General features: G+C 73.0%; 7 protein-coding genes. 4 read left to right on the top strand and 3 right to left on the bottom strand.

From position 1 onward, the window contains the following. Positions 1–45 precede the first annotated feature (45 nt). The 3 genes from JKV81_RS13715 (at position 46) to argB (ending at position 2,041) form a co-directional block, all read left to right on the top strand. On the top strand, positions 46–525 hold the full coding sequence (locus JKV81_RS13715) for an NAD(P)H-binding protein (RefSeq protein WP_202076107.1): 480 nt from the start codon (positions 46–48) through the stop codon (positions 523–525). Then, positions 476–910, top strand: coding sequence for a Rossmann-fold NAD(P)-binding domain-containing protein (locus JKV81_RS13710; RefSeq protein ID WP_202076105.1), 435 nt, complete (start codon positions 476–478; stop codon positions 908–910). The genes JKV81_RS13715 and JKV81_RS13710 overlap by 50 nt, the downstream gene beginning before the upstream one ends. 288 nt (positions 911–1,198) lie before the next feature. Continuing rightward, positions 1,199–2,041 (top strand): acetylglutamate kinase, encoded by an 843-nt coding sequence (gene argB / locus JKV81_RS13705; protein WP_236056556.1) that lies wholly within the window; start codon positions 1,199–1,201, stop codon positions 2,039–2,041. Positions 2,042–2,113: 72 nt separating this feature from the next. On the opposite strand, the gene JKV81_RS13700 is transcribed toward argB, so the two are convergent. Beyond that, positions 2,114–2,635, bottom strand: coding sequence for a GNAT family N-acetyltransferase (locus JKV81_RS13700; protein WP_202076103.1), 522 nt, complete (start codon positions 2,633–2,635; stop codon positions 2,114–2,116). Positions 2,636–2,790: 155 nt separating this feature from the next. Between JKV81_RS13700 and JKV81_RS13695 the strand changes: the two genes are divergently transcribed. Next, positions 2,791–3,900, top strand: a complete 1,110-nt coding sequence (locus JKV81_RS13695; RefSeq protein ID WP_202076094.1) for an alpha/beta hydrolase-fold protein — start codon at positions 2,791–2,793, stop codon at positions 3,898–3,900. A gap of 3 nt (positions 3,901–3,903) precedes the next feature. On the opposite strand, the gene JKV81_RS13690 is transcribed toward JKV81_RS13695, so the two are convergent. Continuing rightward, the gene (locus tag JKV81_RS13690; RefSeq protein WP_202076092.1) at positions 3,904–5,607 is read right to left on the bottom strand and encodes an ABC transporter ATP-binding protein; all 1,704 of its coding nucleotides are present in this window, start codon (positions 5,605–5,607) and stop codon (positions 3,904–3,906) included. Continuing rightward, the gene (locus JKV81_RS13685; RefSeq protein WP_202076090.1) at positions 5,591–16,498 is read right to left on the bottom strand and encodes a non-ribosomal peptide synthetase; all 10,908 of its coding nucleotides are present in this window, start codon (positions 16,496–16,498) and stop codon (positions 5,591–5,593) included. The genes JKV81_RS13690 and JKV81_RS13685 overlap by 17 nt, the downstream gene beginning before the upstream one ends. Between the last annotated feature and the right edge of the window lie 33 nt (positions 16,499–16,531).

Raw genomic sequence — 16,531 nt, 5'->3', positions numbered from 1 at the left:
GACGCAAGCGTCGCACACCAGTCGCACACCAGTGGGGAGCACCGAATGATCGTCGTCACCGGAGTGGCCGGCCGGCTCGCACAGTTGACCGTCGGCCACCTCGTCCAGCGCGTACCGGCCGCCGAGGTCGTGGGGACGTCCCGCACTCCGGAGAAGGCCGCGGGCCTGCCGGTCCAGGTGCGCGCGGCGGACTTCGGCGATCCCGGTTCGCTCGTGACGGCATTCGACGGTGCCGACGCCCTGCTGATCGTCAGTCTCCACCCGCTCCCCGAGCGGTCGCAGCTCCAGGCGAACGCCATCGACGCGGCCGTCGAGGCCGGTGTGGGTCATGTCGTCTACACCTCGTTCACCCGGGCCGGCGAGCCGGACAACCCGGTCGGCGTCGCGCACGACCACCGCCTCGCCGAACAGGCACTTTCCCGGTCGGGGCTGACGTTCACCGCGCTCCGCTTCAACGTGGCCGGAGATGCTGCTCATGCTGGACACCGCGCGCCGCGCCGTGGCATCGGGAACGCTTCTCAGTAACTCGGGCGGTGGGGGCGTCGGTTACGTCACCAAGGACGATTCAGCAGCGGTCGCGGCAGCCGTGCTCGCCGAAGGCGGCGCCAAGGGCCTGCTGGAGGTCTCCGGCCCCTCGGCCGTCACCGACGCCGAACTCGCCCGGATCCTCACCGAGGTCACCGGCCGCCCGGTCGGCCACCGAGCCGTCTCCGACGAGGCGCTCGCCGCCGGGCTGCTCGCCGACGGCCTGCCCGGGCGGACGGCGGAGGCACTGGCCGCCAACGGTGCCGCACGCCGTGACGGTTGGTACGGAACGACGACACACGCCGTCGAGCGGCTGACCGGCCGGCGACCGACCTCGCTCGCCGACTTCCTCACGTCCCACCGCGCGGCCCTGTTGGCCGACTGAGCACCGGTTCGACCCAACTCCGTTCCACAGAGGCCTCATTGGCATGCCATACAGATGAGACACCTCCCGCGCGACAGACATTAGGTTAGGCTAAGCTTCCTACGTCTGGGGCGGCCCAGGGTGCGCAGTGTCATCAGTGCAATCAGTGGAGGTAATCGATCCGTGGACGTGCCCGCCGTCGAGCCCTTGCCGGTGCCGGAGCGCACCGTCATCCCCGGACCCACCTCACCCCGCCTCCCGGCGCGGGCGTCCCGCGACGTGGTCGTCGTGAAGTTCGGCGGGCACGCCATGGTGGACGAGGGTCTGCAACGGTCCTTCGCACAGGACGTGGTGGAGCTGCGGCGGGCCGGCCTGCGTCCCGTCGTCGTGCACGGGGGCGGGCCGCAGATCAACGCGATGCTCGGCCGCCTCGGCCTCCGGTCCCGCTTCGAGGCCGGTCTCCGGGTGACCACGCCGGAGACCATGGAGGTGGTGCGCATGGTGCTCACCGGGAGGGTCCAGCGAGATCTGGTGGGCCACATCAACGCCCACGGGCCCTTCGCCGTGGGGATGACCGGTGAGGACGCGCACACAATGACGGCGGTCCGGCGGCCGGCCTGGGTGGACGGCCGGCCCGTGGACATCGGGCTCGTCGGGGACGTCGTGGACGTGGACCCCGGCATGCTGCGCCTGCTGCTGGAGCAGGGTCACATCCCGGTGGTCTCCCCCGTGGCACGCGGCGAGGACGGACAGGTCTACAACGTCAACGCCGACCTCGCGGCGTCGGCCCTGGCCGTGGCGCTCGGCGCCGACCGGCTGGTGATGCTCACCGACGTGGAGGGCCTGTACGCCAACTGGCCGGAGAGCACCGAGGTGATCGAGCGGCTGACCGCCGAGGACCTGGACGAACTGCTGCCGGGGCTGGCGAGCGGGATGCTGCCCAAGATGGAGGGCTGCCTGCGGGCCGTGCGGGGCGGTGTCCGCAGAGCGCATGTGCTCGACGGCCGTACGCCGCACGCGGTGCTGCGCGGCGTCCTCGACGGGGCGGGCTCCGGGACCACCGTGGTGCCGGACGGCGGCGGGGACCTCGGGCAGGACGCCGCGCGACCGGCCCGGAGCACGCGGCCCTCGCGTACCGCCTGCCGGAGCTGAGGCCTGCGCGGACGCGGCACGCGCGGGCGGCACCCGCGGGCGGAGCCGACGCTTCGCCCCGGCGACCGGCGTTCACCACATGAGCGCGAGTACGCGGGCGTTCCGCCGCGGGTCCAGGGACTGCACCCACTGCCGGGGAGCGGGACGTGCGGCCGCCGCCGTGAACCCGTACCGCAGGAACAGGGCGCCGTCACCGGTCGTCGCCGTGAACAGCGCTCCGAGCGACCGGGCGCGCGCCCGGGTCAGTGTGGCGCGCAGCAGCCCGGCCCCCACGCCGTGCCCCTGCCGGTGGCCCGCCACGCAGAAGTTGTACAGGACGCCGGCGGGTCCGCCGGCCTCCCCCGCGTCGGCCGGGTACTCCCGCAGCCCCACGCAGCCTTCGAGGGAGCCGCCGGGGGTCTCCGCGACCAGGAAGTCGGCGGCACGGGCGGCGTACAGCGCGAGGGGACGCTCACGCAGCGCCCCCGAGCGCACGAACGGCCGCGCGAGAGCGGCGAGTGCGGCCGCGTCCTCCTCACGGGCGGGTCGCAGCCGGAACGCGGTCGCGCGCGGCTCCTGCGGCAGCGGGGCGGATCGCGGCGTGACCGTGATCAAGGCTGGTCCTTCCTCGGGTCCGGTCGGCGGCGGCTGCGCGCCGCGTCACTCCATCCGTGACGGATCAGGATGGAAGAGAAGACATTGATTAGGTTAGGCTCACCTAATCATTACGGGTGTCATTCTTTCAACTTTCCTCGCATCAGGAGGCGTTCGTGTCCTCAGGGACCCTCGACAGCTGCCCGGAGAACGCCTTCGCCGCGTTCGGGCTGCCCGGCACACCGGGCACCGACGCGTTCTGGGCCGCCGGGCGGGCGCCCTCCTCGGTGCCTGCCGACGACGGCGGCTGGGTGACGTTGTTCCTGTGGCGCGGGTCGCCCGCGACCCTCGACTTCGAGAGCTGGTCGGAGCCCGTGCCCCTGCGCCGGTGGGGCGGGACCGACTGCTGGTACGCCGAGGTGCGCATGCCGGCACGGCTGCGGGTGACCTACCGGTTCCTCGTGTACGACGTGCCGTACGCCGACCCGTCCAACCCCGTGGGGGCGGGCGGTGACCGGTCCGTCTTCGCGACCCCGGACGCCCCGCACCAGCCGCACTGGCCCGTCGTCGGCGCCGACGACGTCCTGCCCGTCCCGGGCACCCGGCTCCGCTGGGCCGGCGGGCGGCTCGGCGGGCGGCGCACCGTGCGGGTCCATCCGGTGGGCGGCGGCGGGCCGGTGGTCCTGCTGCTCGACGGCGACGACTGGCTGTATCTCCACCCGGCGATGACCGCTTTCGACGCGGCTTTCGCGGCCGGTGAGATGCCCGCGGTCACCCTCGTCTTCCTGCCTTCCAAGGACCGCCCGGCCGAGTTCGCGTGCAGGCCGGAGCTGTGGGAGGCGGTACGGGACGAACTGCCGCCGCTGGTGGCGGAGTCCGGCGTAGCGGCCGACTGGGACCGGCTGGTGGTCGCGGGGCAGAGCCTCGGCGGGCTGAGCGCCGTGTACGCGGCGCTGGAGTTCCCCGGGCTGGTGTCCCGTGTCGCCTGCCAGTCGCCGTCGTTCTGGTGGGCCCCGGGGGCCATGGACCGGGCGGACCTCGTGGACGGGCCGGTCGGCGGGGCCGTCGCCGACCGGCTGCGGGAGCGTCCGGACCTGTCCGGGCTGCGGATCGCGTTCGACGTGGGGGAACACGAGGCGCGGATGCTCCCCCACTGCGAGCTCGTGGAGGAGCTGACCGGGCGGGCCGGGGCCACCGTGCGCGTCTCGCGCTCGGCGTCGGGCCATGACCGGGCGGGCTGGCGGCACGCGCTGCTCAGGGACGTCGCCTGGGCGCTCGCGCGGTGACGGTCAGCGCGCCACGGCCCTGCAGTAGTCCTCGTCGGAGGCGAGAAGGTGACGGTGCGTGTCGTCGGCCGTGACGGCACCGTCGTCCAGGACGAGGACACGGTCGGCGGCGTCCAGCAGCGCGGGGCTGCTGGTGATGACGACGGTGGTGCGGCCCTTGCGGAGTTTCGCGATGTTACGCGCGATCAGCTGCTCGGTGACCGCGTCGACCGCCGTCGTCGGGTCGTGCAGCACCAGGACGTCGGAGTCGGCGGCGAGGGCGCGGGCCAGCGACAGCCTCTGGCGCTGGCCCCCGGAGAGGTTCGCCCCGCGGTCGCGTACCCCGTGGTCGAGACCCTCGCGGTGCAGGGCGACGACATCGGTCAGGAGCGACGCCTCCACGGCCTCGGGGACCGTACGGCTGGTACCGGACGGGTCGATGTTCGTGCGGAGGCTGCCGGCGAAGATCTCGGCGTCGTACGGGTTCACCAGCATGTGCTCCCGCAGCGCCTCCACGGACAGCTCCGCCATCTCCCGCCCGCTGACCCGGACGACTCCCCCGTACGTCCGGGGCGGCACGTTCGCCGCGAGGACCGAGGCGAGATCGGCCGCCGCGCGCGGCTGGTAGGGGGCGACCGCCACGAACTCGCCCGCGCGCACCCGGAAGGTGAGCCCGCGCAGGGACCCGTACGAGACTCCGTCGACCTCCAGGTCTCCGCCGGGAGCCGGGCTGTCCTGGCCCGGGGCCGTCACCGGCGGCGCGGCGAGCACCAGGGCCATCCGCTCGGCCGAGGCGCGCGCCATCATCACGTACTTCGGCATCTCCGAGAACATCTTCAGCGGTTCCATGATGAACTGCGCCAGCCCCACGGCCATGACGAGCTCCCCGATGGTGACGCTGCCCCCGTAGGCCAGCCAGCCCGCCGTCAGGGTCACGGCCGCGGCGAGGACGGCGTTGAGGGCCAGCGCGGTGCCTGCGTACACACCGTTCACCTTGGCGACGGTGATCGCCTGGCGCCTCGCCTCCGTGCTGACCTTGCGGTAGGAGAGGAACGCCGCGTGGTTGCCGCCGAAGCCGTGCAGCGGGCGCAGACCGCTGATCAGGTCGGCGACCTTCGCTCCCGCCCGCGCCACCCGGGCCTGCTGTTCCCGGGTGCTGGCGCCGATCCGTCTGGACATCACGCTCAGCACGGACAGGATCGCGACGGTCCCCACGACCACCAGCAGGCCCAGCCGGATGTCGGCCAGGGCCAGCGCGACCGACGCGACCACCACCGCGACCAGCGAACTGACCAGCAGCGGCACCACCTCGACGATGTCGGCCGTCTGGTCGGCGTCCTCGGTGGCGATGGTCAGCACCTCGCCGGACTTCAGGCCGACGTCCCGGGGCACCGGCTGGAGCCCGCAGGCCGCGACCCGCACCCGCCAGTGGTGTGCCTCGGTGGTGTTGGCCTTCTGCAGGACGCGCATCCCGAACCGCCATGACAGCGAGACGGTCGTGATGATCACGGCCAGCGAGGCGATCGACAGGCCGAGCGAGCCGAGGCTCCGGTCCCGCATCGTGTGCTCGACGATCAGGCCGAGCGCGATGGGGAAGGCGGTCTCGCCCGCCTGGTAGAGGCCCATGAGGACGGTGCCCCGGACCACCGCGCCGGCGTTGCGGCGCAGGGCGGTCCGGAGGATGTCGGCGCCCGGGCGGGGCCGCTGCACGTCAGGTGTTGTCTTCAAGGTGGCGCGCAATCGCTTCCGGGGTTCGAAGGGTGAGCAGATCACGGATGGTGATCACAGGACCGTACTCCCGGCGGAGCAGCCCGATGAGGCGCACCGCCAGCATGGAATGGCCGCCGAGGGAGACGAAGTCGCTGACCGCGCTCACCTCGTCGTCGTCGAGGTCCAGTGCCTCGGCGAAGAACTCGCAGACCGTCGTCTCGGTCTCCGTCTCCGGGGCGCGCTCGGCCCCCGTGGTCAGCACGCCGAGCGGCCTGGCCTCCGGGAGCGCCTTGGTGTCGGCCTTCCCGTTGACGGTCAGCGGGATGCCGTCGACCTCGGCGTAGTGCGTGGGGCGCAGGAAGTCCGGCAGGCCGGCTCCCACCTCGGCGGCCACCTCCGCAAGACCGGAGCCGCTCAGCACCAGGTAGGCGGCCAGCCGGTAGGCGCCGTCGACCTGCGGGTCGGGCTGGGCGACCGCGGCGGCGAACCGCACCGCCGGGTGCGCGGTGAACGCGGCCTCGACCTCGCCGAGTTCGACGCGGTGGCCCCGGATCTTGACCTGCTGGTCGGTGCGGCCGAGGTACATCAGGTTTCCGTCGGGCCTGCGGGCCACCAGGTCCCCGGTGCGGTACATGCGCTCGCCCGGCGCGCCGAAGGGGCAGGCGACGAACCGGTCCGCGGTCTGGGCGCTCTGCCCGAGGTAGCCGCGCGCGATGCCGATGCCCGAGACGTACAGCTCACCGGGCACCCCGTCCGGGAGGGGCCGCAGCCACGGGTCCAGTACGTACACATCGGTGTTGTCGATCGCCACGCCCACCACCGGGTCCTGGCACTCGAAGGTGCCGACGCCGAGGGTGTTGATGGTGTACTCGGTGGGGCCGTACAGGTTGTAGCCCGCCGTCCCCTCGGTCTCCGCGAGCCGCTGCCACAGCGTCGGGGTGACGGCCTCCCCGCCCAGCAGCACCAGTGCGGGGCGCCGTGCGGGGTCGTCGAGCAGCCCCTCGGCGACCAGTTGCTGTGCGTAGGTCGGGGTCACGTTGATGACGTCGACGGCGTGCTGCGCGCAGTACTCGACCAGCCGGGGCGCGTCGCGGCGCAGTTCCTCGTCGCAGATGTGCACCTCATGGCCGTCGGCGAGCCACAGCAGCTCCTCCCAGGACATGTCGAACGCGAACGAGACGGTGTGCGCGATCCGGAAGGTCCGGTGTCCGTGTTCCGCGAGGACCGGCTCGAAGATGCGGCGCTGATGGTTGATCAGCATGTTGGTGAGCCCTGCGTACTCGGTCACCACGCCCTTGGGCTTCCCGGTCGATCCGGAGGTGTAGATCGTGTACGCGGGATGGCGCAGGCGGTCCGGATCGTCCGGCGCGAACGTCGTGAACGGCTGCGCGTCGGGCAGGGGCCGGTCCAGCTCGATCAGCTCGCCGCTGAGCCGTGGCGACACGGCGCTCACGGTGAGGATCACGTCCGGGCGCGCGGCATCGATGATCGTCGCGATGCGCTCGTCCGGGTGGTCGAGCTCCAGCGGTACGTAGGCGGCTCCGGTCCGCAGTACGGCGAAGAGGGCCACGATCGAGTCGAGGGAGCGCGGGACCGCGAGGCCCACGGTCGTCTCCGGGCCGATGCCGCGCCCGGCGAGCACCCCGGCCACCGTGCGGCTCCGGTCGCGGAGTTGCGCGAAGGTCATCGTCCCGCCCCGGGCGACGAGGGCGATCCGCTCGGGGTCCCGTCCGGCTGCCAGGTCGAACCGGTCGACGACGGTGTCCGTGCCGATCTCCGTGCGCTCGGCGGGCTCGGGTACGGGACCGAGGCCGCGCAGCGCGCCGAGCGGTCCCGTCGCGCGGGCCAGCCGGTCGAGCACGCTCAGGTAGTCGTCGACGAGACGGCGGGCCCTGCGGCCGTCGCCGTCGCGGTGCTCCAGCTTGACGGTGAGCCGGTCGCCGGGGGTGACGACCCAGGTGAACGGGTAGTGCGTCGAGTCGTCGGCCTTCACCTCCGAGATGCCGTGCCGGGCGTTCATCGCGGCGAGGGCGTCCAGGTCCAGGAAGTTCTGGAGGACGAACAGGTTGTCGAACAGGCCCTCGTGGCCGCCGGCCCGCTGGATCTCGCCGAGCCCGAGGTGCTCGTGCTCCATGGCCTCGACCCGCGCGGTCTGTACGGCCGTGAGGTACTCCCGGACCGTGTCGTGGGGCCGTGCCCGCGTCCACATGGGGACGGTGTTGAGGAGTACGCCGACGATGTCGGACAGTCCCTCGCCCTCCCGGCCCGAGACGGTCACGCCGAACACCGCGTCGCTCCGGCCCGTGTGCGCGCCGAGCAGGAGGCCGAACGCGCCGGTGAGCACGGTGTTCAGCGTGACGCCGTGCGCCTTGGCCGTCTCCCGCAGGAGGTCCGACTGCTCGGCCGACAGCGTGTGGACGAGCGCGGGCGGCAGGCCCTCGGTGAGGGCCGGCTGCGGGCCGGCCAGGAGTGTCGGGCCGCTGAGGCCGGCCAGGTGCTCCGCCCAGAAGCGCTCCGACACCGCGGGGTCCCTCGCGTCGAGGGCACGGGCGTACTCCTCGAAGCTCGGCGTGGCGGGGACCGCGGCCGGGGTCTCCCCGGCCAGGACCGCCTCGTAGGCGTCGAACAGGTCCCGCAGCAGGATCTCGCGGGACCAGCCGTCCCACAGCAGCAGGTGGTAGCTCAGCAGCAGACTGTCGCGGCCGCCGGGCAGCCGCAGGACGGTCATCCGGATCAGCGGCGGTTCGCCCGGGTCGAATCCCGTGTCGCGGTCCTTGGCGCGCAGCGCTTCGGCCTCGGCCTCCGTCCGCAGCTCGACCGTACGCACGTCGACCCGCCGGCCCGCGGAGAGGACCTGGACGGGGTTTCCGTCCGGCCCGGTGGTGAAGCCGGCGCCCACGGAGGGGTGCCGTGCGATGACGTACGCCATGGCCTCGGAGAGCGCGCCGGTGTCCAGACGCCGGTCGAAGGTGAAGTAGCTCTGTGCGACGTAGTGTCCGGCCGGGCCGGCCATCTGGGCCTGGAAGAACAGGCCGCGCTGGAGCGGGGTGACCGGTGCTGTGCGCTCGGCCGTGGCGGATGCGTCCGCGAGGCGTTCGAGGGCGGCCAGCCAGTGCCCGGTCACCTCGTCGGGAATGCCGTCGGCAAGGGTGAAGGCCGCGTGCAGGCCGCCGGTCGTCCCGTCGGTCCAGGCGTTGACCTCGACGGCGTACGGGCTGCCCTGGTCGCCGCCGGTGACGTGCGGGACCTCGGACTCGCTCCCCCGGCCGAGGTAGTTGAAGAGCACCTGGGGGCGGGCCGTCAGCAGGGGTGCCGTCTGCGGGTCGAGGTACCGGAGCCGGCCGTAGGCGACGTGGCCGGCCTCGTCGGGCTGGCGTTCGGCGACCTCACGGGCCGCCGCCACGGGGTCGGTGTGCGCGGTGAGCCGTACGGGGGCGATGGAGGTGAACCAGCCGACGGTCCGGGTGTAGTCGTGGTGGTCCAGGGCCGGTACGCGGCCGTGCCGTTCCAGCTCGACGGCGAGATCGGTGGGCGACTGCTGTACGTGGGTCAGCGCGACCCGCAGCGCGCCGCACAGCAGCTCGGTCAGTCCGATGCCGAGTGCGGCGGGCGCGGTGCGGGTCAGCCGGTCGCTCACCTCGGGCGCCAGCACGGCCGTCGTCTCGCGCAGGGTGCCGATCGTGGGCAGCAGCGCGGGCGCCCGGAGCGTCGTGATCCAGTCGCCGAGGCCGTCGGTGTCCTGTGCGGGCCGGGAGTTGAGGGCCTCGGCGTACTCGGCGTAGGAGGTGGTCGGCGGGGGCAGCTCCGCCCCGCGCATGGCGGTGGCCAGGTCGTCCAGGAGGATCAGCCAGGACACGGCGTCGACGGCGAGGTGGTGGACGGTGACCACCAGGGTCCGGCTCGGCTCCAGCCACGAGAACGCGACGACCTCGCCCGACCCGGGATCGAGCCGCCCGGCGGCCTCGTTCGCCGCTGCGGTCGCGTCGGTGGTGTCCGTCCGGGCCACGGTGACCGCATGGGCGGCGTCGGTGCGCAGCGCCCACACCCCGTGCTCCACATGGAGGCGCAGCCGGAGCACCGGGTGGGCGGCCACGACGGCGTTCGCCGCGACCACGGCCTCGGCGAATCCGGTGCCCTCGGGCGCCACCAGTGTCCTGGCCTGGGCGAACCGGGCGAGCGACCCGCCCAGCTCCCGCTGGCGCAGGATGACCGGGGTGGGCGCCAGCGGGCCGTCCTCGCGGCGGGCGGGCGCCGGGGCGACGGCCTGAGGGGTACGCGATCCAAGGTGCTCGGCGAGCGCGCGTGGTGTCCTGAACAGGAACACGTCCCGTGGCGCGATCGACAGGCCCAGCGCCCGGGCCCGGTTGATCACGGTGATGGCGACCATGCTGTCGCCACCGGCCATGAAGAAGTCGGTGTCTCCGTCGACGGCCGGGGAGCCGGGCAGGGCCCCGGCGAAGATCTCGACCAGGGCGGCGAGCGCGGGCCCGCTCGCGGTGGCGTGGGGGACGGCCCTGGCGGCGGCCTGTGCGGCGCGCTCGGTGAGGGCCTTGCGGTCCAGCTTGCCGTTGACCGTGAGCGGCAGGGCGTCGGTCCGGAGCACCTGGCCCGGCACCATGTGCACGGGCAGCTTGGCGGACAGCCGTGCGGCGAGGTCGTCCGGCACCCGGCCCACCACGTGGGCGACCAGGTGGTCACCGCTGTCGGCCACGGTGACGGCCACGTCGGTCACGCCGTCGAGTTCCCTGACGGCGGACTCCACCTCGCCGAGTTCGATGCGGAACCCCTTGAGCTGCACCTGGTCGTCGGCGCGGCCGGCGAACTCCAGCTCACCGTCGAGCGTCCGGCGGGCCAGGTCGCCCGTGTGGTACATGCGGGAACCGTCGCCCGCGAAGGGGTTCGCCACGAACCGGCCCGCCGTGAGCCCCGGCCTGCCCAGGTAGCCGAGCGACACCTGGTCGCCGGCGACGTAGATGGCGCCCACCCTGCCCGGCGGCACGGGCCGGAGCCGGTCGTCGAGCAGATAGGCGGACAGGCCGGGGATCGGGCCTCCGATCGGGCTGACGTCGCCGTCGAAGTCCTCCTCGCTGAGCACCCGGTGGGTGACGTGGACGGTGGTCTCGGTGATGCCGTACATGTTGACCAGCTCGGGTGAGCGGGTGCCGTGCCGCTCCACCCAGCCGCGCAGCCGCGCGGGGTCCAGGGCCTCGCCGCCGAAGATGATCCGGCGCAGCGCGGGGAGCGGTCCTGCGGCGTGCAGGTCGGCCTCGATGAAGCGGTAGAAGGCCGAGGGCGTCTGGTTGAGCACGGTGACGCCGCGTTCGCGGACCAGCCGGTGGAAGTCCACCGGGGAGCGGGTCAGGGCGTATTCGGGGACCAGCAGTTCACCGCCGTGCGCGAGCGCGCCCCACAGCTCCCAGACCGCGAAGTCGAAGGAGTACGAGTGGAACTGGACCCAGACGTCGTCGGGGCCGAAGTCCATGTCAGGCCGGGTGCGGGCGAGCAGGGTCACCACGCTGGAGTGCGGGACGACGACGCCCTTGGGCCTGCCGGTCGATCCGGAGGTGTAGATCACGTACGCCGGATCGTGCCATCCGGGCCCGTCGGTGGCGGGAGCGGGCCCGGTCTCCTGCGGGAAGTCCTCCCCCAGCACGAGGACGCGGGGCGGTGTGCCCGTTCCCCGGCCCAGGAGCTCCGTGAAGCGGTCGCGCTGTTCGCGGTCCACGAGGACGACCTGCGGCGCGGCGTCCGCGAGGATGTACTCCAGCCGCTCGTCCGGGTAGGCCAGGTCCAGGGGTACGTACGCGCCGCCTGCGGTGACGATCGCGACCAGGGCCACGATCTGTTCCGGGGAGCGCGGTACGGCGACGGCGACCCGCCTGCCCGGTCCGACACCGGCGGCGCGCAGGGCCGAGGCCAGCGCGTTCTTCGCTCCGGCCAGTTCGGCGTAGCTCAGGGACGTGGTCCGGCCGTCGAGTGCGCAGTGGGTGACGGCGGTGGCGTCCGGACGGCGGTGCGCGGCGGCGTCGAAGAGTTCGCCCAAGGTCGTGGGGGCGAGGGGCTCGAGGTGCTCGGCCTCGGCGGGCACCAGCTCGCGGACGGGTGTGTCCGGCCGGTCGAGCAGACCGGTGAGGGTGCGGGTGAACGTACGGAGGATCGCCTGGACGCTCGCCCCCCGCAGCAGTTCCTCGTCGTGGATGAGGTTGAAGCGGAGGGCGCCTGCGGTGGTGCGCTCCACGACGAGGGTCAGCGGGTAGTGGGGGGCTCCCTCGTTGGCGATGCCGGTGACGGCCAGCTCGTCGCCGGGCCGCCGCAGAGCGTCCACGTCGGTCGCGACGTCGAAGACCACCAGGGTGTCGAAGAGGGCGCCGCCGCCGGTCCTGCGGCCGGTCCTGGCGAGGGAGACGTGCTGGTGTGCCAGCACCGCGCTCTGGTGTTCCCGCACCGAGGCGAGCAGCTCACGGGCTGTGGTGCCGTCGTCCCAACGGGCCCGCAGCGGGACGGTGTTGATGAACAGGCCCACCATGTCCCCGATGCCGGGCAGCTCCGCGTCGCGGCCGGAGATTGTGGAGCCGAAGACCACGTCGCTGCCCCGCAGGATGCCGCCGAGCGTCACGGCCCAGGCGCTGTGGACCGCCACGCTCAGGGGCACGCCGGCCGTCCGGGCCGCGGCGTCGATGTCGTCCTCGGGTTCCACGGCGGTGTCGGCGAACCGGTCGGAGGGGGTGTGTCCTTCGGCGACCAGCGAGGGGCCGGGCAGACCGGCCAGCTGTTCGCCCCAGACCCGGTCGCTCTCGTCGTCGTCGAGCCCGGCGAGGTGGCGTACGTAGTCGGGGAAGCCGCCGAGCGGATAGCGGGCTCCGGGCGCGTGGTACTCGTCCAGCAGGGCGCGGAGCATCGGCGGCACCGACCAGCCGTCGGCGATGATGTGGTGGACGGTCTGCACGAGGACGTTCCGGCCGGAGCCCGCCCTGATCAGCGTGTACCGCATCAGTGGGCCGGTGGCCAGGTCGAATCCCGCGCGGCGGTCCCGCTCGGCGTGGTCGCGGATCTCCGCGTCGCCGATGCCGGGCCGGTCCAGCGTGGTGAAGGGCGCCTCCGTCCCGCTCTCCAGCACGGAGACGACGCGGCCGTCGGCGAGGGTCGTGAACCGTGCGGCCAGGTTCGGGTACAGGGTGAGCAGCCGGGTCGCGGCCGACGCCAGCCGGCCGGCGTCCACCTCGCCCTCCAGCGTGAGCAGTTGCTGCTCGACGTAGCTGCCCGCCGAGTCGTCGTCGAAGACCGAGTGGAAGTAGAGGCCCTCCTGCAGCGGGGTCAGGGGCAGGATGTCCCGCAGCTCCGGTGAGTCCAGGGCGTCGACGTCGGCCTGGGTGAGCGGCACCAGGTCGAAGTCGCCGGGCGAGTGGCCGCCGTGGTCGAGCGCGCCCAGCCCCGTCAGCGCCTCGCGCAGATACGCGCCGATGGTGGCGGTGTCCTCGTCGGTGAACAGCCCGTCGGGCCAGGAGAGGGTGGTGACCAGCTCGTACTCGCCGTCGGCGGCGGGTTCGGCGATCGCGTTGAACTCCAGGGCGCGCGGCAGGCGCATCCTCGGATCGCGCTTCTCGCCCAGCTGCCCGGTGGTACCGGCCGCCTGCCAGTCCCCCGAGGCGCCCGACTCGAAGCGGCCCAGGTAGTTGAACAGCACCTGCGGGGCGGCCGGGGCGTCGAGCCCGGCGTCGGTCAGATGGCGCAGGACCCCGTAGGAGAGGCCGTTGGCCGGGACCCGGCCGAGGTCGTCCTTGACCGCCTTGAGCGCGGCGGCCAGATAGGCGGGTGCGGTGAGGTCGGCCGCCGCACCGGGGTCCACGACCACGGGGAACAGGGTGGTGAACCAGCCGACGGTTCTGGACAGTTCGGGTTCGAAACCGGCCGTCCCGGCGACGAACCGCCCCTCGCGGCCGTGCCCTTCCAGCTCGATGTGGGCGAACGTCTGGTCCTGCCCGAGGTCGCGGCGCCACCGGGCGAGGGCGACGGCGAGCGCGGTCAGCAGGACGTCGTTGACGCCCGCGTGGAATGCCGCGGGTATCTCGCCCAGCAGCGCGGCCGTGGTGCCGGCTCCCACCGAGACGGTCCGGCTCCGTTCCCTGGCGACGGTGTCGGCCTCGGTCAGCGCGCGCCTGCCCAGCGGTCCGTCCGCTCCCGGCAGAGGGCGCTCGTGGAAGGCGCGGTCCGAGGTGAACGCTGCGCCCTCCAGCAGCTGAGTCCAGCGCCGGAACGAGGTGCCCACGGGGGGCAGTTCGACCGGGAGCCCCGATGCGTTCCGCTGCCAGGCGGTGGCCAGGTCCTCCATGAGGATCCGCCAGGACACGCCGTCGACGACGACGTGGTGGACGACCACGACCAGCTGCCGTGCCGCACGGCGCCATACGGCGCGCAGCATCACCCCGTGGTCCGGGTCGAGCCCCCCGGTGGCGAGCTCCACGCAGGCGTCGAGCGGCAGGCCGCTCTCCTCCCAGCTCACGCGGGCGCCGTCCGGCTCGGGGATGTCGAAGCTCCAGCGGTCGCCGCGCACGAGCCGGGCGCGGAGCATGTCGTGACGCCGCACCAGGGCGGTGAGGACGGTGTCGAGGGCCTCGTCGGTGAGGTCAGCCGGGGTGTTGAGCACGACGGACTGCACGAAGCCGTCGATCGCGTCCGTGGTCCGGCCGAGCCACTGCAGGATGGGCGATCCGGTGACGGTTCCGGTCGCCACGTCGCCGTGTTCCGCGGTGGAGACGTCCTCCCGGCTGACGACCGCCGCCAGGGCTCCCACCACGCTGTGGGTGAAGATCTGCTGTGCCGTGACGTAGAGCCCCGCGGCGCGCAGTGCGCTCAGCAGCGAGATGGCCAGGATGCTGTCCCCGCCGAGCCGGAAGAAGTCCTGGTCGACGCCGACCTCGTCGAGCCGCAGCACCGAGGCGACCGCCTCGCACACCAGGCGCTCGTTCTCGGTGGCGGGCGCTACGACCGTGCCGGTCCCGATCACGGGCTCGGGCAGGGCGGCGCGGTCGACCTTGCCGTTCGCGGTGAGCGGGAACTGCTCCAGCACGACCACATGGGTGGGCACCATGTACTCCACCATGTGCTGCTGGGCCCACGCCTTGATCTCGTCGCCGTGCGGTGCCTCGGCGCCGGTGGCCGGGATGACGTATCCGACCAGGTAGGTGCCGCCCGCCGCGTTCTTCTTCGCGACGACGCAGGTGTGGCGTACGGAAGGGTGCTCGGCGAGGCCCAGCTCGACGTCCTCGATCTCCAGCCGCATGCCGCGGATCTTGATCTGGTTGTCGGCCCGGCCGAGGAAGTCCAGTGATCCGTCCGGGGCGAAGCGCGCGAGGTCACCGGTGCGGTACAGCCGGGATCCGTCGGAGGCGAAGGGGTTGGCGACGAAGCGGGAGGCGGTCAGGCCGGGCGCGTTGACGTAACCGCGGCCCAGGAGCAGCCCTCCGGCGTACAGCTCGCCGCCGACACCGACCGGGACCGGGCGCAGCTCGTCGTCGAGGACGTACAGCTGGGTGTTGGGGTTGGCCTTGCCGATGGACGTCGACAGGCGCTCGGCCGCGCCGCGGTAGATGACGTGGGAGACCCCGATCGTCGTCTCGGCCGGGCCGTAGCCGTGGTACAGCGGGATGCCGAGCCGGGTGCGGAAGCGCTCGTACAGTTCGGGGGTCAGCACCTCGCCGCCGCACCACACGTGGCGCAGGCTGTCCAGCTTCCCGGAGCCGCCCTCCATCTCCAGCAGCACGTCGAGCATGGACGACACCAGGTAGGTGAAGGTGACGCGCTGTTCGTGCAGGACGCTCAGCAGATGGTGGGGGTCGCGTTCGCCGCCGGGCCGCAGGACGACGAGCCTGCCGCCGCGCACCAGGGGCAGGAAGATCTCGTTGATGGAGATGTCGAAGGAGAGCGGGGCCTTGAAGAGGGACGCGTCGTCATGGCCGAAGTTCAGGATCTCCCCGGACTGCCACAGGAGCCGCTCGCTGATCGCGTCGTGCCGGATCATGGCGCCCTTGGGGCGGCCGGTGGATCCGGAGGTGAAGATGACGTACGCCAGCGAGGCGCCGTGGACGGGGACCTCGGGTCCCTCGGCGGGGTACGAACCGTAGCCCCAGTCGCCGAGATCGACGGCCACCGCGGCCGGTTCGCCCTCCCGGGCTTCGCCCGATCCGGCGAGCTGCAGCACGACCCGGGCGTCCTCGATGACGACGGCCCGGCGCTCGGCGGGCCACTGCGGGTCGAGCGGGACGAACGCGCAGCCGGCCTGGAGCACGCCGAGCAGGGCGATCACCATGTCGGCCGAGCGGGGCAGCGAGATGCCGACGACCTGTTCGGCGGTGAGGTCGCGTTCGATCAGGTGGTGGGCCAGCTGGCCCGAGAGCTCGGCTGTCTGGCGGTACGTCAGTGAGCGGTGGTCGTCGGTGACGGCGACGGCGTCCGGCCTGGCCCGTGCCTGCTCGCGGAACATCTCGACGACGGTCGGACGGTCCCGGTCGGCGGCGGTGTCGTTCCACTCGGTCAGGGCCTTGATCCTCGCCTCCGCGCCGACCGGGCCGATGGTGCCGACGGGCCGGTCCGGGAAGTCGGCCAGGTCGTCGAGCGCGAGCTGCGCGTCGGCGGGCGCGACGGCGGCGGGGACGGCGATGCTCCGGCCGTCGGCGCCCACCTCCCAGCCGGCGGGGGCGGACTCGCCGTCGTCGACCCACCGGAGTACGTCGGCGAAGAGGGTGCCCGGGGTCAGATCGATGCCCTCGGGGCTGCGGCCGGTCGCCCAGTACGACAGACCGATGGCGCAGGCAGCCGCGATGGTCCTGTCCGAGCGGTCACCGGTCCGCCTGCGTACGTCGTCGAGGCTCGCAGAGGAGAGCAGCACGGGGCGGGGGGTGGGGTCCGTCATCGGAGACTCATCGTCCTTCCAGCGTAGGAAAGT

This window comes from Streptomyces silvae (genome assembly GCF_016745505.1).
GTDB lineage: Bacteria > Actinomycetota > Actinomycetes > Streptomycetales > Streptomycetaceae > Streptomyces > Streptomyces silvae.
The sequence above is the reverse complement of the archived record's forward strand: the minus strand, read 5'-3'. Positions and strand labels throughout refer to the sequence as shown.

Coding starts and splice junctions, on each gene's coding strand:
- JKV81_RS13685 (WP_202076090.1), bottom strand. CDS start 16,498: ATGACGGACCCCACCCCCCGCCCCGTGCTGCTCTCCTCTGCGAGCCTC.
- argB (WP_236056556.1), top strand. CDS start 1,199: ATGGTGGACGAGGGTCTGCAACGGTCCTTCGCACAGGACGTGGTGGAG.
- JKV81_RS13710 (WP_202076105.1), top strand. CDS start 476: ATGCTGGACACCGCGCGCCGCGCCGTGGCATCGGGAACGCTTCTCAGT.
- JKV81_RS13715 (WP_202076107.1), top strand. CDS start 46: ATGATCGTCGTCACCGGAGTGGCCGGCCGGCTCGCACAGTTGACCGTC.